This window comes from Grimontia sp. SpTr1 (assembly GCF_947387585.1).
Classification (GTDB): domain Bacteria; phylum Pseudomonadota; class Gammaproteobacteria; order Enterobacterales; family Vibrionaceae; genus Enterovibrio; species Enterovibrio indicus.
This window is the reverse complement of the sequence record NZ_CANDOD010000013.1, coordinates 132,095-151,779: the sequence shown is the minus strand read 5'-3', so window position 1 is coordinate 151,779 and position 19,685 is coordinate 132,095. Positions and strand designations below refer to the sequence as shown.

General features: G+C 46.9%; 21 protein-coding genes and 1 riboswitch. Of the genes, 5 read left to right on the top strand and 16 right to left on the bottom strand.

What is annotated here, in order from left to right:
* Positions 1–35 precede the first annotated feature (35 nt).
* The 10 genes from QL223_RS18010 to yiaY all read right to left on the bottom strand — a co-directional run bounded on the left by QL223_RS18010 (position 36) and on the right by yiaY (position 8,717).
* Positions 36–680, bottom strand: coding sequence for an urea amidolyase associated protein UAAP2 (locus QL223_RS18010; protein ID WP_281545520.1), 645 nt, complete (start codon positions 678–680; stop codon positions 36–38).
* 10 nt (positions 681–690) lie between these two features.
* Positions 691–1,416 (bottom strand): urea amidolyase associated protein UAAP1, encoded by a 726-nt coding sequence (locus QL223_RS18005; RefSeq protein ID WP_281545519.1) that lies wholly within the window; start codon positions 1,414–1,416, stop codon positions 691–693.
* Positions 1,417–1,454: 38 nt separating this feature from the next.
* Positions 1,455–2,246, bottom strand: a complete 792-nt coding sequence (locus tag QL223_RS18000) for an ABC transporter ATP-binding protein (RefSeq protein WP_281545518.1) — start codon at positions 2,244–2,246, stop codon at positions 1,455–1,457.
* Positions 2,247–2,248: 2 nt separating this feature from the next.
* Positions 2,249–3,073, bottom strand: a complete 825-nt coding sequence (locus QL223_RS17995) for an ABC transporter permease subunit (protein ID WP_002542470.1) — start codon at positions 3,071–3,073, stop codon at positions 2,249–2,251.
* 9 nt (positions 3,074–3,082) lie between these two features.
* Complete coding sequence (locus tag QL223_RS17990) at positions 3,083–4,168, bottom strand: putative urea ABC transporter substrate-binding protein (protein ID WP_281545517.1); 1,086 nt, start codon at positions 4,166–4,168, stop codon at positions 3,083–3,085.
* 56 nt (positions 4,169–4,224) lie between these two features.
* Positions 4,225–4,350, bottom strand: a riboswitch (guanidine-I (ykkC/yxkD leader).
* 545 nt (positions 4,351–4,895) lie between these two features.
* Entirely contained in the window at positions 4,896–5,174 is a 279-nt protein-coding gene (locus tag QL223_RS17985; RefSeq protein WP_002542472.1) for a hypothetical protein, read from the bottom strand.
* Positions 5,175–5,299: 125 nt separating this feature from the next.
* The gene (locus tag QL223_RS17980) at positions 5,300–5,716 is read right to left on the bottom strand and encodes a GNAT family N-acetyltransferase (RefSeq protein WP_281545516.1); all 417 of its coding nucleotides are present in this window, start codon (positions 5,714–5,716) and stop codon (positions 5,300–5,302) included.
* A 66-nt stretch (positions 5,717–5,782) separates the two neighbouring features.
* Entirely contained in the window at positions 5,783–7,087 is a 1,305-nt protein-coding gene (locus QL223_RS17975; RefSeq protein WP_281545515.1) for a mechanosensitive ion channel domain-containing protein, read from the bottom strand.
* Positions 7,088–7,165: 78 nt separating this feature from the next.
* Positions 7,166–7,471, bottom strand: coding sequence for a DUF6482 family protein (locus QL223_RS17970; RefSeq protein ID WP_281545514.1), 306 nt, complete (start codon positions 7,469–7,471; stop codon positions 7,166–7,168).
* A gap of 97 nt (positions 7,472–7,568) precedes the next feature.
* Complete coding sequence (yiaY, locus tag QL223_RS17965) at positions 7,569–8,717, bottom strand: L-threonine dehydrogenase (RefSeq protein WP_002542476.1); 1,149 nt, start codon at positions 8,715–8,717, stop codon at positions 7,569–7,571.
* A 452-nt stretch (positions 8,718–9,169) separates the two neighbouring features.
* Here yiaY and QL223_RS17960 point away from each other — a divergent pair, with 452 nt between their 5' ends.
* Positions 9,170–10,219, top strand: coding sequence for a M20/M25/M40 family metallo-hydrolase (locus tag QL223_RS17960; protein WP_281545513.1), 1,050 nt, complete (start codon positions 9,170–9,172; stop codon positions 10,217–10,219).
* Between the two features lie 65 nt (positions 10,220–10,284).
* Here QL223_RS17960 and QL223_RS17955 read toward each other — a convergent pair whose 3' ends face one another.
* Entirely contained in the window at positions 10,285–10,479 is a 195-nt protein-coding gene (locus QL223_RS17955) for a hypothetical protein (protein ID WP_281545512.1), read from the bottom strand.
* Between the two features lie 330 nt (positions 10,480–10,809).
* Between QL223_RS17955 and QL223_RS17950 the strand changes: the two genes are divergently transcribed.
* The gene (locus QL223_RS17950) at positions 10,810–11,943 is read left to right on the top strand and encodes a DUF5666 domain-containing protein (protein WP_281545511.1); all 1,134 of its coding nucleotides are present in this window, start codon (positions 10,810–10,812) and stop codon (positions 11,941–11,943) included.
* A gap of 63 nt (positions 11,944–12,006) precedes the next feature.
* Here QL223_RS17950 and QL223_RS17945 read toward each other — a convergent pair whose 3' ends face one another.
* Together QL223_RS17945 and QL223_RS17940 are read right to left on the bottom strand one after the other, a co-directional pair.
* The gene (locus tag QL223_RS17945) at positions 12,007–12,816 is read right to left on the bottom strand and encodes a DUF1796 family putative cysteine peptidase (RefSeq protein ID WP_281545510.1); all 810 of its coding nucleotides are present in this window, start codon (positions 12,814–12,816) and stop codon (positions 12,007–12,009) included.
* Positions 12,817–13,597: 781 nt separating this feature from the next.
* Positions 13,598–14,137 carry an AAA family ATPase gene (locus QL223_RS17940; RefSeq protein ID WP_281545509.1) on the bottom strand — a complete coding sequence of 180 codons (540 nt, stop codon included), beginning with the start codon at positions 14,135–14,137 and terminating at the stop codon, positions 13,598–13,600.
* A 178-nt stretch (positions 14,138–14,315) separates the two neighbouring features.
* Here QL223_RS17940 and QL223_RS17935 point away from each other — a divergent pair, with 178 nt between their 5' ends.
* Complete coding sequence (locus tag QL223_RS17935) at positions 14,316–14,837, top strand: heme-binding protein (protein ID WP_281545508.1); 522 nt, start codon at positions 14,316–14,318, stop codon at positions 14,835–14,837.
* A 67-nt stretch (positions 14,838–14,904) separates the two neighbouring features.
* On the opposite strand, the gene QL223_RS17930 is transcribed toward QL223_RS17935, so the two are convergent.
* A complete protein-coding gene (locus QL223_RS17930) occupies positions 14,905–15,522 on the bottom strand; it encodes an HAD family phosphatase (RefSeq protein ID WP_002538885.1) in 618 nt (205 codons plus the stop codon).
* 203 nt (positions 15,523–15,725) lie between these two features.
* On the opposite strand from QL223_RS17930, the gene QL223_RS17925 reads away from it, so the two are divergent.
* Together QL223_RS17925 and QL223_RS17920 are read left to right on the top strand one after the other, a co-directional pair.
* Positions 15,726–15,968, top strand: coding sequence for a hypothetical protein (locus QL223_RS17925; protein WP_160167790.1), 243 nt, complete (start codon positions 15,726–15,728; stop codon positions 15,966–15,968).
* A gap of 111 nt (positions 15,969–16,079) precedes the next feature.
* Positions 16,080–16,631, top strand: a complete 552-nt coding sequence (locus tag QL223_RS17920) for a nitrite reductase (protein WP_281545507.1) — start codon at positions 16,080–16,082, stop codon at positions 16,629–16,631.
* On the opposite strand, the gene rocF is transcribed toward QL223_RS17920, so the two are convergent.
* Complete coding sequence (gene rocF / locus QL223_RS17915; protein WP_281545506.1) at positions 16,624–17,553, bottom strand: arginase; 930 nt, start codon at positions 17,551–17,553, stop codon at positions 16,624–16,626. The two genes, QL223_RS17920 and rocF, sit on opposite strands and share 8 nt — an antisense overlap.
* Before the next feature lie 334 nt (positions 17,554–17,887).
* On the bottom strand, positions 17,888–19,291 hold the full coding sequence (gene nrfA / locus QL223_RS17910; RefSeq protein ID WP_348651397.1) for an ammonia-forming nitrite reductase cytochrome c552 subunit: 1,404 nt from the start codon (positions 19,289–19,291) through the stop codon (positions 17,888–17,890).
* Between the last annotated feature and the right edge of the window lie 394 nt (positions 19,292–19,685).

Sequence of the window (19,685 nt, the reverse complement as noted above, 5' to 3'; positions counted from 1 at the left end):
ACCTTGTTGTCGCGCGTATTACTCAGTGCTCGCCATTAAGCTGCATCCCACACTGCCACTTCAATTGGCGTTGGGTTATAAGCATTGCACGGGTTGTTGAGCTGTGGACAGTTAGAGATCAGCACGATCACTTCCATTTTGGCTTCCAGCTCCACATATTTACCCGGCGCGCTGATGCCATCCGCAAAGGTCAGTCCGCCTTCCGCTGTCACTGGCACATTCATAAAGAAATTCACGTTGTGGCTGATATCTCTTTTGGTCAGGCCATACTCTGGGTTTTCTGTGACGGCCAGCAACCAGGAATCGCGACAAGCATGCATGCAGCGCTTTTCATGCGCGTAACGCACAGTGTTGCTCTCGGTTGAACAAGCGCCGCCCAAGGTGTCGTGGCGACCACAGGTATCCGCGACAATTTCCAGCATCGGGTTGTTCAGGTTTGATAACAACACCGAGCCTGCTGTCAGGTAGGCGTTGCCTTGCTCGCGAAGTGTATCCATCGCCGAATAGCGTTCTTCGGTGTTGCTAGCGTTATAAAACAAGGTGTCCGCGGCCTGATTACCTTCAAGATCGGTAATGCGCATGCGCTCTCCCTGCTTCATGACTTTGAAGTAGTAATCTCCAGCATCCACAACCTCTTTCAATTTGGCTTCCTGGGTGCAAAGTTGGCTTTCAACAATCATGACTGGCTCCTTATCCCATCAGTTGCGGTTGATATTGGCGGGTGTTGACGAATCCACGGCGGTTTTCATCACAGTGATTCAAACAAGCGTCATCTTCTGTGATTGGTTCAGCACGCACCATTTCGACGTCCACGCCCGTTCTCGGATAAGTAGAAGATGGATTCATCGGATGTGGGCAGGTGCTCAACAGCACAACAGTGTCCATTTCAAAACGAAGCTCAATCACATCACCTGCACCAGTGTTTTCGCTATCAAATGCCAGCACACCGTCATCGGTCGTGGAGACTTTGCTGAAGAGGTTCATCGGTGCGGCGACATCACGTAACCCCAATCCAAACTTCGCCATTTCAACCAACATGGCATCGTGGCCGTTTTGCATCCACAGGTTACGGTGATGCTGATAATCGCGCTCGCCCCACTTTGTGGTGACGTGCTGGCTGTTGCTGAGGCCGCCAATGCTATCGATCCACCCTGTGTCATCACGAACAATGGAGCAGAAAATACGCCCCATGTCGGAATACACGCAGTTGCCTGCGGTGAGCTTAAACGTGTGCTGGCATTTCAACGTGTCCGGCAGGTTGATGCGCTCTGACGTATTACGCGGGTTGTACATCAGTAAACTTAGGTTTGCGCCGCTGTCTTTCGCGGTAAACCTCAAGCTGTAACCAGCAGGTACTTCCAGCGAGCCATGTTGCCCGCCTTGGTAACTGTGCTTAAACAAGCTATTCAGTGTCATTGCTTTCTCCTTTGCTGTCGAAGCTGGTTTCCGGTGGCTTATGCCACTTCCTTTTGTTCTTTCGCCTGTAGAGAGGCGATGATCTCTTCCTGACCTGAGTCATTCAGCGGAATATCAAACGTCACCTGAGACCCATAGCGGTCTGGTTCTTGTGGGTCGAACCTTGGCTTATCGAATACCCAAAGACGCGAACCCAGCTTGAAGCCTTCATGAAGGTCGTGGGTGATCATAAAGATGGTCAGGTTTTGCTCCTGCCAAATGTCGTTGATCAGCACATGCATATCTTTCCGAATCCCCGGATCCAGCGCCCCGAAAGGTTCATCAAGTAGCAGAATGCGCGGCTTTTTCATCAACGCTTGCGCAATGGCCAAACGCTGTTGCATCCCGCCTGACATTTCTGCGGGATACTTGTTGGCAGCGTGTGTGAGGCCGAGCCTTTCCAGTTGTGCCATGGCGCGATCTTTCAGCTCGCCCTTGCTGCTTCCCCACACTTTTCCGAGTACTTTCGACATTTCGAATTCGTCAGCCACCATGACGTTTTGCAGAGCCGTCATATGTGGAAACACTGAGTATTTCTGGAACACGATGCCGCGTTCAGGGCCAGGTTCCGAACTCAGAGGCTTTCCATCCAAAAGCAGCTCACCGCGTGAAGGGGCCTGAGTGCCGAGCAACATGTTCAGAAAGGTGGATTTACCACAACCCGAAGTACCAAGGATGCTGATGAAATCCCCCTGCATCACTTTCAGGTTCAAACGTTCAAGTACTACGTGGTCGCCATATTCTTTCCAGACATTTTTGGCTTCGATAATGGGTGTATTTGAGTTTTCCATAATCATTTCCCTCCCTGAGTCGCGTGGAACCACGGGTAGCATTTAGCGGAGAGTTTTTGCAGCAGCCAATCCATCAGGAAGGCAAGAATGGTTATCCAGACGACGTAAGGCAGAATCACATCCATCGCCAGATAGCGGCGGATGAGGAAGATGCGATAGCCAAGACCTTCGGTGGAAGCAATCGCCTCTGCGGCGATCAGGAAGAGCCACGCACTGCCAAGCGTCAACCGCACCGCTTCGATAAGGCGAGGCATTACCTGAGGCAACACGACCCTAACCAGCAGTGTCCAAGAATTTGCCCCCAGTGTTTGCGCCTTGATGATTTGTTCGCTCGGAAGGCTTTCTGTTCGAAGCTGCAAATCGCGGATCATCATTGGAGTAATACCAATGACAATCAGCACGACTTTAGATAGCTCTCCCAAGCCCAAAGCAATAAACAGAATGGGAAGAATTGCCATCGGAGGGATCAGAGACATTGCTCTTACCATCGGAGACAATGGCGCCCGCACATAGGGGATCATGCCGTTCGCCACACCCACCACCAGCGCCAACAGCGCACTGATACCCACACCGAGGCATAGGCGTTCCAAGCTCGCCCAGGTGTCGACCCATAGTAGAAACTCTCCGGTTCGACGACTGGGTTCAAACGCCATACGCTCAATACCATCGGCAATGCTGGCAAATGACGGGAGCAGTTTATCGTTAGGGTTTTCTGCTAAGCGGGCATCTGATGCCACCAAATAGGCGGCGATCAGAAGCACAAACGGCAGGCAAGCTAGAACCGAGCGACCAAATGGCGACGGCTTTAGGTTAATAATTCGCGTCATAAGCCCGCCTTACAGCTCGCCTTTCGCTGCCATATCCATAAAGGTTGGATTGAATCGAAGCAGAACATTGCTGCTGTCGCCGAACACACCCGCAGGGGTTTCAATACCGATAAAGCCCGCATCAGGCGCACCTTCACCCAGCAAGCCATGCTTGAATGAGAACTCAGCCACTTTACCCATGGTGTCTTTCAAGGTTTCAGACTCAGTAAAGGTCACTGCATCTGCTGGCTGGTAGAACATTTTGGTTGAATCCAACTGAGCTTTGTAACCGGCCAAATCAGTACCAGAAGATGCCGCCATAAACTCCAGCGCTTTGGTGCCAACTTCGTCGTCCATCTGCATCTGGCTCATGATTTCATACCAAGCACCCGTCAAGGCTTTACCCAGTTCTGGGTTCTGTGCCAGGGTGTCGCTGTTTACCACCAGAAGGTCGATGATTTCACCGGGGATTTGAGAAGAGTCGAAGACTTTTGATGCGTTTGGCATGGAAACAATCTCTGCCAGCAGCGGGTTCCACGTGGTTACGGAGGTCACATCTTTAGTCGCAAACGCAGATACCAAGTCCGCGTCTGCGGTGTTTACCACAGTCACGTCACGCTCAGACATACCGACACTTTCAAGCGCTCGCGCCAGCAAGTAGTGCGAGACACTCAGTTCAACCAGATTGACGCGTTGGCCTTTGATATCGGCCAGTTTAGCGGCATCTTTCAGCACGATGCCGTCGTTACCGTTTGAGAAGTCACCGACGATAAGTGCCGTTGAATCAACGCCGCTCGCGGCAGGAATGGTCAGTGCATCCATGTTGGTCATCACTGTCGCATCAAATGCACCCGCGGTGTATTGGTTGATCGACTCGATGTAGTCATTGACCTGAACAACTTCGATTTCTATGCCGTACTTGTCAGCCCATTTCTTGATAATGCCTTCACTGTTACCGTAATCCCACGGCACCCAACCGACGTAGATCGACCAAGCCAAACGAAACGTCGGCTTATCTTCAGCGAGAGCTTGCCCTGAGATCAGAGTGAGACATAATGTGGCGGCAAGCGCCAGACGGGTGGAAATTTTGCGAAGAATGGAAGAATACAACTTCATAATTACCTCTACCTTGAGTTTTCACGAATCGACGGCACCAAAGAGATATAAAGCGAATCTCCCGGGCTTTTGTCCCTCCGTGTGACCTCGTCTTCAGCGAAGTGCTGATTCAGGTGAGGTTGACAACTCTCGGACCAGGCATGCTTTTCCTTGTTAGCATCGGAACCCTAGTTGTCTATTTTCAAATTGTCAGAACGCTTTCGAACGATACATCTTTGGTGCGTTACTGATGATGTTATAAGCAATGGGCTTGCCAATTTTTTATGTCTTTGTATTTACTGGAATTTACTTTCTTTTTCAATTTTCTGCCTGAAGAAACCGAACAGATTGGGTGCAGAATTGCACTGTTTTGATCCACGCAAGGGTCTGTCGACCTTCGGAAATCGCAGGATAAGCAAACCACATATTCGGATGAAACTCGCGGTAGGTGAAAATCTGAGGTTTTAGGATGCCGATAAAAAAGTGTTTCCCTGTCCAATCAACGGAGGATCGATAGGACAGAGAAACCAACAACGACAGCAAGGAGTAAACGTAACGTCTGCAGAAGTTCTGCATGCGCACGCCATACCCTTAATAGCAACCATCTTGCCAACTTTTTAACTACATGATTTATAAATAATTAGTATTGAAATGGGTTTGTATGGTGAAGAGATATGATCATCGTCGGTGCAGAAGATGCACCGACTTTGCACTTTGATTTTGGAGGGATTTTCGTAGTTTCGTCGCGTTATTTCACGCGCATGATGCAGTGTTCGATATCACCCACTTTGACACTGATCGATTGAGACAATTTGAGGTATTCCAGCTCTTCGAGGACATCATCGGGATAGCCTTGGTCTACCATCCAGTCCATAGGTTCACGGAAAGAATCTTCGGAAACAATCAAAGAGTCATTCAACAATTGATTCTCGCGAATGCTCACAATCCACACTCGCCCGCGATACTCAAAAAAGTCATTGAGTGTGTCGGCGAGAGAGTCATTCACTTTACCCCAAAATGTACCCATCGTATTTGGCTATCCTTCAACTAAACGACTGAAGATTTGTATGTTTCAAACGCTGAGATTAAAGAATATACCGTACGGAATTAGATTCAAACGCTCATTCTCTAGGCGTGGGACATGGCACATAGTTAGGGAAAATCTGCGAAGTTTATCGACATTTTAAAGTAAGGAATGTCGCCTTTATAAAAGCGCTCTCCTGATGGTTTCATCCCAAATTTTCGGTATATCCCCATGGCAGCTTCACGTGCATCACACCAAAACATCGATACACCACGTGCCTTCATTTCTTTAAACGCTGCATTCAGTACCGAAGACCCAACACCTTGACCTTGATACTCCGGTAATGCTGCAAATTTTCGCAAGCGCACCACATCACCGTCGAAGAATAACGAGGCCACGCAAATCAACTCATCATTGACGTATGCTCCCAGATGAAGGGCTTCATTGTCCCCTTCCGCTTTACAAAACTCAGGTGGTTTGTTGGGCCACAACACTCTGTGACGAATGTCGATGGTTTCCTGCCAACTGATGTGTCGAATTTCCATTTCGGTTTTCCGTATCAAAGTCTGGTAACACATTACCATGTCAAAGCAGATCTTATGAGTGGAAAGCTACTGTCCTATCTGGTCACCAATCGGCGCGGCATTGCTCTGCTGGCTGCCCAATCCGATATTGACTGCATCATGGCCACCAAATGACTGGAAGGGTCGTAAGCCAAACATGGGCATGATGGCGTAGATATGGTCGAAGATGTCTGCCTGCACCCCTTCATAGAAAACCCAGTCTGTGTTGTTCACAAAAGCATAAATCTGAAGCGGCAAACCTTCCGCAGTGGGTTCCAATTGGCGCACCATACACGTCATGTAGTTGTGAATGTCCTTGTGTGCGCGAAGGTAAACGGCAAGATAGGCGCGAAATACTCCAACGTTAGTCATTTGACGAAGGTTCGCGGCGTGGTGGACATCTTCAAAACTCTCGTTGAATTCTTTGATCTCTTTCACCCGCTCAAACAGAAACTCGCGCAAGATTCGTATTTCTTTCAACGATTCGATCTCTTCCTCGGTGAGAAAACGAATGGAAGTTAAGTCGATATGTACAGAGCGTTTTATTCGACGACCGCCTGAGTCGGACATTCCCTGCCAGTTGATAAATGCGCTCTGTACCAACGCGTAGGCGGGCAACATGCTGATGGTGTTATCAAAGTTCCGCACTTTCACCGTTGTCAGAGAGATCTCCTCTACCGTGCCACTTGCTCCGTATTCATCCATTTGAATCCAGTCATTCAGGCTAACCATACGATTGGCGGAAAGCTGAATACCCGCCACAAAGCCCAAGATGGTGTCTTTGAACACCAACATGACAAGGCCTGTCGCCACGCCTAATCCACTGAGGAAAATGATGGGTGATTCGTTCGACAAAATAGAAATACAGATCACGATGCCGACAAAGAAAGTGAATAGCTTGATGAGCTGAACAAAGCTTTTGATTGGCATCCGGCGACTGATGCCTTTTAGGTAGGCAATATCATGAAGTGCATCAAGAAGCGCAAACATCATCCAGATAAACATCACGATAACAGCGATGCCAAGGCATCGGTCTGACATGGTCGCAAGCAAAGGATGATGGGTCAGAATAGGTGGAACCAAGACATCAAGAATCATTACTGGCACAAGCGCAGCGAGTTTTTCCAATACTTCATGCTTGGTTAGGCTGTTTGCCCAAGATTGCTTGTTTTTGCTGATGGCGTGATTGACGAATTTGACGATAACACGATGGACAAGAAGGTAGCTGATGCCCGCAATACCAATGGCAGCCAAGATAAATACCAAGGTAGGTTCGGCGCCGTAAGGGTCCGTATCGAACCCCATTTGTGTCAGTTTGTCGTTTACATACTTGCGAACACCATGATCTAACATCTACCGAACTCCCTTCTCTGACTTGATTGAGCGTATCAGTCAGGTTTCCTGTCCGGTGAGGCAATTTTGATACAGGGCTCAGTAAAGTCCGCAGTCCTTCAAAGGCACTTCCAGCGCGTTTGTTTCGCCTTTGGCTGGCGCCCCAACCATTTCGTCATACGCGCTTTCCTGACGGAGAACCGTTTCTTTCGCTTTCAGATTTTTGCAGCACTTTTGAATTTCGATAAGCGAATGGGTTCGTAGGAAGTTACTGTCGTCATAACACACAAAGTGCTCTTCCCCATCAATGATGACAGAGGCCTGATAGAGGCAGAGGTCCAGAGAGTGGATAATGAGCTTGTCGATAACGAAGTATTTTTCGAGTTTAGTGAGTGGTGTTTTCATGGCGGCCTCCTGTGATCAACAAAACGTTACGGGAGGCTTTGCTTTATGGTTCAAAAAAGCCGCTTCGCAAAGCGGCTTTTTAGTCGTGCTGATGAGATTACATTGCGTTGCGGAAAATCTCGCAAATCTCTTCGTGCGTAGCTTGTTTCGGGTTAGTGAAACCACAGGCATCTTTCAGGGCATTATCCGCCAATACTGGGATGTCATCTGCTTTCGCACCCAACACTTCCAGTCCTGCTGGAATACCTACATCTTTTGACAGTTCTTGAATGGCGTTAAGTGCTGCTTCTGCACCTTCTTCTGGTGACAATGCTTCAACGTTCACACCCATCGCTTTTGCTACGTCACGCAGACGGCTTGGACAAACCTGCGCATTGTAGCGCTGCACATGCGGCAGCAGAATGGCGTTACATACCCCGTGTGGAAGGTCGTAGAAACCACCCAACTGGTGCGCCATGGCATGCACATAACCCAGAGATGCGTTGTTAAACGCCATGCCCGCCATAAATTGTGCATACGCCATTTGCTCGCGCGCAACCAGATTCTGACCATCATTTACAGCGGTGCGTAGGTTTGCCTGAATAAGTTCAATCGCTTTAATCGCAACCGCATCAGTAATTGGAGATGCTGCCGTTGAAACATACGCTTCTACCGCATGAGTCAGTGCATCCATACCGGTCGCAGCAGTGAGTGATGCAGGTTTTGCCAGCATCAGCTCTGGGTCATTAACAGAAATCAACGGCGTGGTGTTCTTGTCCACAATCGCCATTTTAATGTGGCGCGCTTCATCAGTAATGATGCAGAAGCGGGTCATTTCAGATGCCGTACCCGCCGTAGTGTTAATCGCAATCAAAGGCAACTGGGCTTTCGCAGATTGGTCGACACCTTCGTAGTCGCCAATGTTACCGCCGTTGGTTGCTACCAGCGCAATACCTTTTGCACAGTCATGCGGAGAGCCGCCACCAAGAGAAATCACAAAGTCACAGCCGTTTTCTTTCAGAATTGCTAGACCCGCTTCAACGTTACCAATGGTCGGGTTTGGCTGTGTACCATCAAACACCGCAGTTTGCACATCGCGCTCAGCCAGAAGAGCCGCAACTTTTTCTACAACGCCGATTTCGTTCAGCACCTTGTCGGTCACGATAAGACCATTTTTGAAGCCGTGAGACTTAATGGCATCAGCGGCATCTACAAGGCAACCTGCGCCCATCAGGTTAACGGTAGGGATAAAAAATGCGCTCGTCATTGCGATTCTCCTGGAGTTGTTATTTGAATATGTAGGGTGCACGAATACAGATGTATTAACCTTGTGCGTGCCTAATTTTTGTAACACCTCGATTGCGTGCAAGACTTTGATCTAGAACAATTCATTGTCCTATTTTTAATACATAGCATGCTGTAATTTGCGACAGGTCTCGTAATCACCATTTTTGATAAGCTCTGTTACGCACACTAGATCATCTTGTTCATCACAGTTTTTCTGAAAGGCGTGACAGTTTTCCTTCATTCGAATAACACCTAATTCCTTTTCACACAGCCGTTCTCCTATCTGATAGCACGTATATTTCATAAAACGCGCGACGAGTTAGCGGGTTATCGTGTCGAAAACCGATGGGACTACGCTGGTTTAGTCGATAGTCTGAATGCCGGGCATTAAGCCCAACAAATCAAACAAACCAATAAGAAACGGAAGACACGATGAAAGCTACGATCACACTCACCCTCATGGGTAGCATGCTGCTCAGCCACCCCACCTTCGCCAACGATTATGCGTGGGAACAACTCACTATCATGACTGACCCAGCAAAAGGGATTGGCGCAAGAAAAGCCGGTTCGGTAGAGGAAAAGAAAACTGCAGACTGGATTGCTTCGGAATGGACGAAGCAAGGCTACCAGCCAGAAATGCTGACGTTCGATTTCGAACTTGATAACCAAAAGCTTCAGTCTCAAAACGTGCAGATCACCATCAAGGGCGAATCTGACAAAGAACTGCTGATTGGCGCACATTATGACACCAAGGGAGAAGAAAAAGGCTCTCTGGGCGCAACCGACAACGGTTCTGGTGTGGTTGCTCTATTGGCTGTTTCAAAAGCACTGGAGGGTAAAACTCTCCCCTATACCCTAAAGCTTGTTGCTTTTGGGGCTGAGGAATACGGATTAAATGGCTCTAAGGCTTACGTTCAGGATAAAAATGCCACCGAAAACATGATTGGTATGATTAACCTCGATACGATTATCGGAGGAGATAAGCTCTACGTTCACAGTGCGCATTCTGAACCTTACAAGTGCGATTACGTTCCTGCGGTTAACTACAACGGGAGTTCGGAGATTCGCACAGCCCTGAAAACTGTTTCCGATAAGTTATTTGGCGATAATGCACATCAACTTCATCCTACATTTGAAGGCTACCCTGAAGGTGAAACAGGCGGTTGGTCTGATCACGCTCCCTTCGCTTGCATTGGCGTACCTATCGCTTATTTGGAAGCCACAAACTTTGCGATTAACGGTGAAGATGGAAATGATGGCTACTCTCAAACAACGCACGGTGATCTCTGGACCTGCTTTAATGAGGCAGAGCTAGCTACTTGTGACAGAGAAAAAGAAGAAGACTGGGGAAAAATCTGGCACACACGTTTTGACCGGTTGGATGAACTAAACCCTCGCTTTGAAAACCGATTGAAAACACAGCTGGACCAAAACATTCAGGTGCTGACCAACTTCGCTATGCAAGCCAATAACTGGATGTAACCCATAGCAAAACAAAAACAGCGATGCTTTGGCGTCGCTGTTTTTGTTTAAGGCATGAAGACAAGTTAAATGATCTCGTCAATACCACCGGTTCCCGCTCGGCGATCGGCAGATACCCGTCGGTCATAACCTTGGAATTTTCCTCGATTCTTGCGTCGCTCACTTCTATCTCGCCTGTCCATGACATAAACGCCATTGACCAGCTTGGTGTCCGCCACAAGAGTCGCCTCTTCAAGTTCTTCGTATGGCAAAATTTTCATGTGTATCGCTCAATGTGGTTTAAAAGACCAATCTACTAACATATTTATTTTTCAAACAGACCGACCAGATTTCAACCAAGATCCGTCTTCTGTTATTTCATTTCTCAATTGAGAACGCATGTCTCAAGTGTCATACCCAAATCTTATCAATTCTGTCAGAGTCAGTGACCCAAGCTATTAACGGTAACCGACTAAAAACACGGGGTAGATAAATCAAATACATCCTGAATTTCTTGTCAAAACCCTGACAAATACCCCGCAAATCCTCGGACATAAACGGTGCTAGATTCCCCGCCGGCAAACACTATCTCGTTTATCAAAGGCATTTTAATGAAACGTTTAGCACTATTTCCTTTACTTACTCTAGCTTTGACGGCTTGTGGCGGTGGAAGTTCCAGCAGTAATGACACGTCGACTTCACCCACATCGGTAGAAGGTAAAATAGACGCTGTTAACCACACTCAATCTACCATCAGTGTGAATGGGCGACAGTATCAGGTCTCAGCGCTGAACTATCAGGGACACACTCTCGAAACCGACGTGCTTGCACCTGAAATGATGGTTGCGCTGAATACTTCGACCCGCGCGCAAGACAGTGCAAACGTGGAACTTGACCCGACGTTCACCGGAAAAATCACAGATATCAGTGGCAGTACCTTCAAAGTTAATGGCGTAGCACTGCAGTTTGATCGCTTATCAAACCGCATCAAGGAAGGCGATTGGGTGATGGTATCGACTTTACCTACTGCAAATGCCGGTTATAAAGTGCTGAGCGTTATTCAGTTTGAATACGATGCAAACGGAATGGTTGAAGCGGAAGGCCGAATCTCAAACGTTGATTTCAACAATAACTCTTTCCAAATTGGCCCATCGTTGAAAGTATGGTTTGACCAAAACCTGATCAATCCATCACACAAACTTCGTGATGGCGCTTGGGTTGAAGTGTTTGGTCGCTTCAATGAATCAGACAGCACCCTGTCTGCTGAAAAGATCAATATCAAAGCATTCAACGGTGTCTTAGGCCGTGGAGAGGTAGAAGGCGTGGTCACTTGGGTTGCCAACGACAAAAGCCGTTTTGAGTTGAACTACCGCGGTATTTTCGACATTCACCCGTCGACCAAGTTTGAGGATGGCACCAAGAACGACCTGCGCCCTGGCGTTGAAATCGAGGTGGAATACGTCAATCAGGCGCACCGCACTATCGCAAAAGAAATTGAGTTTGATGATGATTTTGACTTTGATGTCGACTGGAAAGATTTTGAATTTGAAGTAGAAGGCTACGTCACTGACATCGATGCGGAAGCAGAAGCTTTCACCATCAATGGAAAAACGGTTTCTACTGATGCCAACACCGAATACGAAGACGACTTGACCTTTGATTCACTCCTCGGAGAGAAAGTGGAAGTCGAAGGTATTATCGTTGGCAACAAGTACGTCGCCCGCGAAATTGAACGAGAAGACTGAACATCAACAGAAAGGGTTGGCTAGCGCCAACCCTTTTCGTTTATACCCAATTTTATTTTGGCGTTATTTCCCGTATAAGCCTGTCATGATCAGCTTAAAGCAAAAGTCATCAAACGCATTTTCATAAAGAACGCCGGTACTTTTGCCTTGTGCATCAAATCGAATAAAGAAAACATCATCATCAACTTTTTCATATTCAACTGAATTTTCACGCTCCGTGTAATGGTCAACAACGACAAACTTAGTATTCTGGTTTTTTGCTTTTAGGTAGTCTTTCAGCTTAGCGACCGACTCCAAGCCTTGATTCCTTGGCATAGCAAATTGCTTATCAAAGCCTTTTGCCCAATTGACCCTTTTTTCAGGCTCGTTAATCAAGGTGATGAGATAGCAGCTTGGCTGTTGAGACGCCACCAAGGTACTGAGCCTCTCACAACACCTTTTGAGGTAATCATAATTGGCTTCACTGGCCAAAGGATTGCGGTGATTAAATAAGTCATCATGATACTGAGCGTGTCCCGCAGAACCCTTCCTTCGTTTTGGAACGATCAAATCCCGGTCCAAATACTTACTGAAACTATCTTCTAAGCAATCCAATATGATATCTGGGGAACTGAATACCCAGTCAAATGGATAAGAAGCATCTTTGAGTCCTACTTGCTTGAGATACCATGCGGAGCTGCAATTTTCTCCCAGTGATACGAACTTTGTTTCTCCAGTAGGGTTTCCTATAAACTCAGACAATTCTGCCTTCGCTTTTCCTGCTTGATGAATCGTCTGATAGACCTCCTGGCTAGACCGTGCCGAGGTGAAATCTCTGTCGCTGTCGTCGCCATGGATGAGATTTGCCAGTTGGCTCTTAATTTTACTGAGCACTTATCTCTCCTGAATAGAATAACCTTTGTTTTATTATTGAAACCTCTAATATATCCAAACAACCTGAATTCGAGCATCTTCAGATTGTTTGGGTATAGAGCACTTTCGAAAAGGTCATCTATCGTGACCCTAGATATATCTTAGTGCTTTTTCGTAACGAGAGGATTATACCCAAACAACCTGAAGATTCAGGATTCAGCGAGATTGACTGGCGTTGTGATCGCGGCGTTCCTTTGCAGGTGTAGTCACCTCCATCAAAAAGGAACAACAAAGAGCACGACGTCAGTCAACTCGCCCGAAGGGAGGGCCTCAATGCGCCCACTTCTTCGTTAAATTCCACGGAAATAGAACGACTATTCCTCGCGAAATTTGCCTCGAATTGAACGCATTGATGACCTCTGAACTCAAGCATCTTCAGGTCGTTTGGGTATAAAGCCAGCGTCTAAAGCCGCCGTTTTTTTACGTAAAAATAAAGCCGAAGTCGATGAGGATTACCACCAGCATTTTGATAAGTTAGAGCTTGGGCATGAATTATCCATATTTTTATCACCTTGTGTATTAAATGACCGTCACAGTTTATGAGTACACTTGGTTAATCATTAACTTTCACAAAAATGATATATGCAACTAAACCATCATCGACCTGATAGTAAACTTGGTAAAACAAAAACTTGATAAGACGTTATTTTTTGAATTTTGGCTTAGAGAGGAATTATGGAGAGCCTAGTTTCATCATCTATTAACCGAACACCATACACATAAATTATGTCTGAAACTTACGTTAAATAGTACGAATATGTTCAAGAACAAACCGCACCCGCTCCTCCACAGAAAGGCGCGGCACTTCAATCAACTGATAGCCCAATCTTTGGTAAACATCGACCATCACTTCATAAGTTTCTACTGCTTTATCAAAATCTTGTTTTCGCTCTGAATCGTTAACAAAGATTTCTCTCCATGGCGGAAATATGAATGCTTCCTTTCTGTACACCAACATTTGGCATGTTTGGCTTAGGCTCTCTGGTATTGGCAGCTCTTCTAAAAAGCTATAACCCAAGCAATCAACTATGCAGCGGTCAAAGAAGACTGGTCCCGACACTTGTCTAAATGCATCGTAATTAGCTAACTCTTCTCGAACCATCTCGTCTCGAAAAGCCACTTTGTTCATCCAAGGAAGGGCAAAGCCATTTCGCTTCACCTGTTGTTGAATAACTTTACGTCCAGTTTCTGGCGCACAACGTTGACCTTGCCCTTTTAAGCTTTCAATCACCGAGGTCTTACCCGAGCCGGGGCCTCCGGTAAATACAATCAGATTATTCACGTAGCGATGTCTCCTTAGTCGTTCAACGATCACTTTGCCCTTACCAAGCATACCTCGACATTTTTTTCACATTATCCGGCAGATGATGACTAAGAACCTGAGCAAGGAAAGGGTTCATAAACACTTTTGTCCCCCAGAGAAATTTACTGCCAGCCCACAAAATGAAAGGAGCTTTAAAATGACAAAAAGTAATCTCACTCTGTCTGTACTATCTCTCACCGCCCTTTTATCGATGGCCTCGACAAGTTCCATCGCTAACGTCGTCAACGAGCCAACCATTTCTCTGGACATGGCGTTAAAAGCCGCTAAAGCCGCCAATGACCGCTGTTTGAAAGATGGTTTTAAACCGACAACCACCGTCGTTGATCAACGTGGTCAAATGAAAGTTCAACTAAACAGCGACGGCGCTTTCCCTCATGCTGTGGAAACCAGCTACCGAAAGGCACTCACAGCCGCATCCCGCCGCGAGGCAACATCCATCATCGAAGCGGAAAATGAACACGAGCCTCAGCTCGGTGCTGTCTTTAACGAAATAGGATTAATTACGCTAAGTGGAGGCATTCCTATTTACTACAAAGAGCAGGTCATCGGCGCCATTGGTGTCGCTGGTGCACCAGGGGAAAATGATGAAGGCATAGAATATGACGATATCTGTGCTGAATACGGTATTAAAAGTATTTCGGAGGAGCTAAAAGGTTAGACCCATTTCATGAGCCAGCGATAACGCTGGCTTTTTCAGCTCCCTTCCATCCAGCAAATAGAGCGCGTTAAAACACCAACCCCAACTGCTTCAACTCGGTTTCAGCTTGCTCTGCGTTTTCAAATTGAATTGCTGCGATACCAACGTCTTGAGCGCCTATAACGTTATAAGGCATATCATCAAGGAAAACGGTCTCTGCTGCATTCAAATCATAGCGGGTCAAAAGCGCCTGATAGATTTCAGGCTGGGGTTTGAGTAGGCCAACTTCTGCTGACACAATTTCTCCGTCAAACAATGGCCAGAAGTGCTGGGTTTCTTTGAGGAAGGCAACGATTTCGTGCACATTATCGGTTAAAGCGTATACGCCATAGCCAGCCTGTTTCACGCGTCTAATTAGCTCATATGAACCATATAAAGGGATAAGGGATTGCTTCACGTAGTAGAAGAGCTTGTTTGTGGTGTCTGGCGAGAAACCCATTTCGGATTGGTAGCGTTTTTTGGCTTCCTCTTCCGTCATCAAGCCTTTGTTTAAGTCCATCCAGATGTCGTTTTGAAAAATCTCTCTGGCGATAGATTCGTGTTCTATTTTATTCCCGAAAGTCAGCCTGACAATTTCCAATGGTGACCAACGCACAATTACATTGCCTACATCAAACACGACATGTCGAACGTTTCTGTTCTCCATACCCTACTCCTCTTTTTTTCTTCTAAGTCATCAACATAGCGTATTTTCAGAAGAGTATCAGGCGAAAATGGCACTTGTTACACAGACCACTCTCGATTTTGTAGCACTACACGATATCCGTCCAGGTCTTCAAATGTTCTGCCCGAAACGTCCCAGTAATCGTTGTAAGAAGCCACCTGTTTAAAACCCGCTTTCAGCATGTTATGACAATTACTCTCCCATGCTTCATCATCCGTGAAATAGAACACCAGCAAATTGTTCTGGGTTGGCGCTTTACCCACCTGAGCGCCCCGATGATGGGTAAATTCGAAGTGATAGTTGTGCGCGCGGTGACCAACGATCGCACCATCGAAACCGTTGTGGTCTTCAAAGTTACCCAGATTTCAAAGGTCAAGAGATCACTGAAAGTGCGCCCGTCTACACAGATTGGGCAACGATGCGATTAAACAGAACTTGAGGTAGCGCATTGAACCTGTGCTGGAATGTAGCGAAGATAGTGAAAGATCAGGGCATTACAAGATAACTTGATGACACTATTTGGGAAGCTTTCATCTATAGTGCCAGCTTTAATTGGATTGTTGGTGTTATCCACCACCACGCTGGTTTATACAAAGCTGGGGGAACCTTCACTTTTGATTGTGAAGGGACAAACCGCTACTGAACTTAGTACCACCACAGATATCACGCCGAGGCTCGAACGGTTGCAGACACAGATTAAAGCGGATACCCAAAACGGGCATTTGTGGTTTGAGCTTGGTAATGAATATATGTCTCGCGGGGAGTTCAAGAACGCGGCGCTGGTTTATCACTATGCCGAAAGATTATCAGAATCACCTTCTGCGGATGTGTTTGCCGCGCAGGCTACCGCAAAGTACTACGCCAACGGTCAGCGATTTGATCAAAGTGTTGAACGCTGGCTGAATGATGCAATATCTATTCAGCCAGATAACGCAGCCGCAAACATGCTTTTGGCGTCAGAGTACTTCCTGTCGGCGCAATATGCATTGGCGATCAGGCACTGGACAATCATCCTCGATGCCAATCACCCAGATACCGATCGCGCCGCCGTTATCGCGTCAATAAATCAAGCGAAGCGAATGATCAAATAACACTTTGACCAAACGCACTGAGTACCAAAGACACTGCGCGTTCGGCAGAGATATTACCTTTATCCAGGAAGGGATTGAGCTCAACTAAATCCATAGAGGTCATCAATCTGGTCTCTGCGCATTTTTCCAATAGCAGGTGGGCTTCCCGGTAAGACACACCGCCTGGAACTAAGGTGCCTGAACCGGGCATCACTTCTGGGTCGCAGCCATCTACATCGAAGCTGACATGAAATCCAACCGTCCCTTTCGTCACGATTTCTATGACTTCGTCGGCGACACGGCTCATGCCCATCTCATCGATATCGCGCATGCTGTAGACCTTCACACCGGACTGCCGGATCAACTCGCGTTCTTTTTCATCTATATCCCTAACACCCACCAGCGCCACGTTTTCAGGCTTAATTTTTGGATTGTCACTCAGGATGCTAGTGAAGTCTTTATCACCGTAACCCATCAAGTGCGAGAGAGGCATACCGTGAATATTGCCCGATGGGGATATACCTGGAATGTTCATATCAGCATGGGCATCAAACCACACTAATCCAAGATCTTGGTTCTGCTGTTGGTAATAATCGGCAATGCCTGATATCGAGCCAATCGCCAAGGAGTGATCTCCCCCAACAACCATTGGAATGTTGCCGTTTTCGAGTGTATTTCGCGTGACCACAGCCAGATCACGACACACTTGTAGGATTTCGCTTCGAAAACGCATGTTACCCTGCGATTCAGAAGGTCTTGATTCCTTGGAAGGGACTGCAACATCCACCTCTTCTGCGACGCCATAACCTAATTTTTTTAGTTTCTCACCTAAGCCAGCGATGCGAACGGCAGAAACACCACCATCCGTCCCCCTGCGTGATGCCCCCAAATCGACGGGAACACCGATGATTTGAATTGATTTTGATAGTCCATTTTCTTTCATAAGGGAGAACCTCGAAGCGATCGTATTGAAATGAGGAGCGTTAAATCACTCCTTCGAAGAATATTGATTACCTGCGATGAAAGATTGGCTTGTTAGTGGCCAACCATCCGCGCATAACATTTATTTAACACGACAATATTTTGAGTATAAGTAGGAGACAGGAAAGAAATCGAAGAAGAAATAACTGCTAGCAATAGTGATACGATGTTCTCGCTACAGACACATGACGTACCGTCTTGAACTATCAACAGTTTTGGTTATTTAGTCGTGAGGGTTTACGGTGAAAAGAATAAAGGGGCCAGTATTAACCGGCCCCTCTTCAGTGGAGTATTAGTCAGTATGATGCTTCACGTTTTTTCGCGTCATCTTCCCACTTCGGAATCACAGTTTTCAGGAAATCTGCTTTTTCAATATTCATGGTTTCCATATCCATACCCAATACAGCTTGAGCCTTCTCTTTGGTTGATATATCAGGGACCTGAACTGGTTCAGTCATACCTTTGGTCGCTAATAGACGCGCCAGCTTGGTACGGGCATCAGCAGCACGGTCAACGGCTGTACCCAATACTTTTAGCGCCACTTCCGGTGCATGCATGTGGACTCCGTGAGAAGCAATTGCGTAATCCCAACGCCACTGAGCATGTCGGATATCCTGAAGGATAGATGCCATTTCAGCTTCAGTTGCTCCCGCTTCCCAAGCGGCGGCCGCTTCAAAATGTGCTGCCACAATGTGCTTTTCCGCTGTCAGCTTCATATTAAGAACCTGGGCTTTACGGGTAGAAACAATTTCCTGCATGGTTTCTTTGCTTTGGGTATGGCACTGCGCACAAGTATTTTCAAACTGGTCAAATGGATTGCCAATTTTGTGGCTTGTATACACCTTCCCTTCCGCTGTTTGTACCTTAGGCATGTGACAGTCGATACAACCGACATCGTTTTTACCATGAATACCGTCGCGCCAGGTTTCATACTCTGGGTGTTGGGCTTTCAGCATTGGTGCTTTAGAAAGCTTGTGAGTCCAGTCTTTAAAGCCCAACGCATCAAAGTAAGCTTCCATCTGGTCAACATTCGTCCCTTGCGCCCAAGGGAATGTCACCGCTTTCGTTGGACCAGAGAAATAGTATTCAACGTGGCACTGTCCGCACACCTGCGCCTGCTGAGTGAAACGGGTCTGGTCTTCGAAAGGTTGATGAATGGCATTCATTGCACGATCAGCATAAGGACGGGACAGTTTCAAAGCAGGCTCACCACGCTCAAACGCTTCACTCTTGGTGTCATGACAGTCAGCGCATCCGATCGTATTGCTGATTTCACTACCGAGACGGGACCATTTACCATCGAAATAACCATCTTCGCCACGCTCATCGATAACTCGGGCTACGTCCGGACTTTTACAGCTCCAACATGCCATAGGCATAGGCCCTGATTGGTCATCTTTCGGTGCGCCGGTTCGTAAAGTGTTGCGCACATCATCAAGTGCATAAAAGTGCCCACGCGCTTTGTTGTAGTCTTTGGCAAAGCCATAACCCGCCCACATGATCACCATGTTTGGGTCTTCCGCAAGTGCGTCTTCCAGGTGCTGGCTTTCACTGGTTGCTTTCCAAGAGTCATATTGTTCTGGAAAAACGGATTGATAAACGTCATTGCGCGCCTCAACGCGTTTTACGTCTGTAGAAGTGGTATCTGCCATCACAGTATGGGAATACCCAAGAATAGAGATACCTAGCGCCGCCCCCATAAAGCAGGCGGAAAAGGTTCGAATTGCCGACTGAATGCTCACAGCATTGCCTCCAATATTTTGAATTATCGTCCAACCGGCGTTGTGATTTCGGGTGTGCAGATAATGCTATCGGAGCAAGATATATGTTACTTAAAAACCATATAAATTATGGGTTAATTGGCGATTATTTGGGTTACTGTCACACTTATTCAGACTACTTAACCACCCGATAAATGAGAATGATTTTCGCTTAAACCGCAAAATTGACGTGCGTCATTAAAGTTGCATTTAGTTTACAGTTTGTGACTTCCGAGAGATCGGTTTCTTTAAATAGCACCATGAATATCATCTAATATCCCTACTCGGCGTTGTGGCTGTGTGCAAGGTGCTCTCAGAGTTTAATGGGAATGTT

Excerpts from the sequence above, each read along its gene's own strand:
- QL223_RS18010 (WP_281545520.1), bottom strand. The coding sequence starts at position 680 with ATGATTGTTGAAAGCCAACTTTGCACCCAGGAAGCCAAATTGAAAGAG.
- QL223_RS18005 (WP_281545519.1), bottom strand. The coding sequence starts at position 1,416 with ATGACACTGAATAGCTTGTTTAAGCACAGTTACCAAGGCGGGCAACAT.
- QL223_RS18000 (WP_281545518.1), bottom strand. The coding sequence starts at position 2,246 with ATGGAAAACTCAAATACACCCATTATCGAAGCCAAAAATGTCTGGAAA.
- QL223_RS17995 (WP_002542470.1), bottom strand. The coding sequence starts at position 3,073 with ATGACGCGAATTATTAACCTAAAGCCGTCGCCATTTGGTCGCTCGGTT.
- QL223_RS17990 (WP_281545517.1), bottom strand. The coding sequence starts at position 4,168 with ATGAAGTTGTATTCTTCCATTCTTCGCAAAATTTCCACCCGTCTGGCG.
- QL223_RS17985 (WP_002542472.1), bottom strand. The coding sequence starts at position 5,174 with ATGGGTACATTTTGGGGTAAAGTGAATGACTCTCTCGCCGACACACTC.
- QL223_RS17980 (WP_281545516.1), bottom strand. The coding sequence starts at position 5,716 with ATGGAAATTCGACACATCAGTTGGCAGGAAACCATCGACATTCGTCAC.
- QL223_RS17975 (WP_281545515.1), bottom strand. The coding sequence starts at position 7,087 with ATGTTAGATCATGGTGTTCGCAAGTATGTAAACGACAAACTGACACAA.
- QL223_RS17970 (WP_281545514.1), bottom strand. The coding sequence starts at position 7,471 with ATGAAAACACCACTCACTAAACTCGAAAAATACTTCGTTATCGACAAG.
- yiaY (WP_002542476.1), bottom strand. The coding sequence starts at position 8,717 with ATGACGAGCGCATTTTTTATCCCTACCGTTAACCTGATGGGCGCAGGT.
- QL223_RS17960 (WP_281545513.1), top strand. The coding sequence starts at position 9,170 with ATGAAAGCTACGATCACACTCACCCTCATGGGTAGCATGCTGCTCAGC.
- QL223_RS17955 (WP_281545512.1), bottom strand. The coding sequence starts at position 10,479 with ATGAAAATTTTGCCATACGAAGAACTTGAAGAGGCGACTCTTGTGGCG.
- QL223_RS17950 (WP_281545511.1), top strand. The coding sequence starts at position 10,810 with ATGAAACGTTTAGCACTATTTCCTTTACTTACTCTAGCTTTGACGGCT.
- QL223_RS17935 (WP_281545508.1), top strand. The coding sequence starts at position 14,316 with ATGACAAAAAGTAATCTCACTCTGTCTGTACTATCTCTCACCGCCCTT.
- QL223_RS17930 (WP_002538885.1), bottom strand. The coding sequence starts at position 15,522 with ATGGAGAACAGAAACGTTCGACATGTCGTGTTTGATGTAGGCAATGTA.
- QL223_RS17925 (WP_160167790.1), top strand. The coding sequence starts at position 15,726 with ATGACAATTACTCTCCCATGCTTCATCATCCGTGAAATAGAACACCAG.
- rocF (WP_281545506.1), bottom strand. The coding sequence starts at position 17,553 with ATGAAAGAAAATGGACTATCAAAATCAATTCAAATCATCGGTGTTCCC.
- nrfA (WP_348651397.1), bottom strand. The coding sequence starts at position 19,291 with ATGGGGGCGGCGCTAGGTATCTCTATTCTTGGGTATTCCCATACTGTG.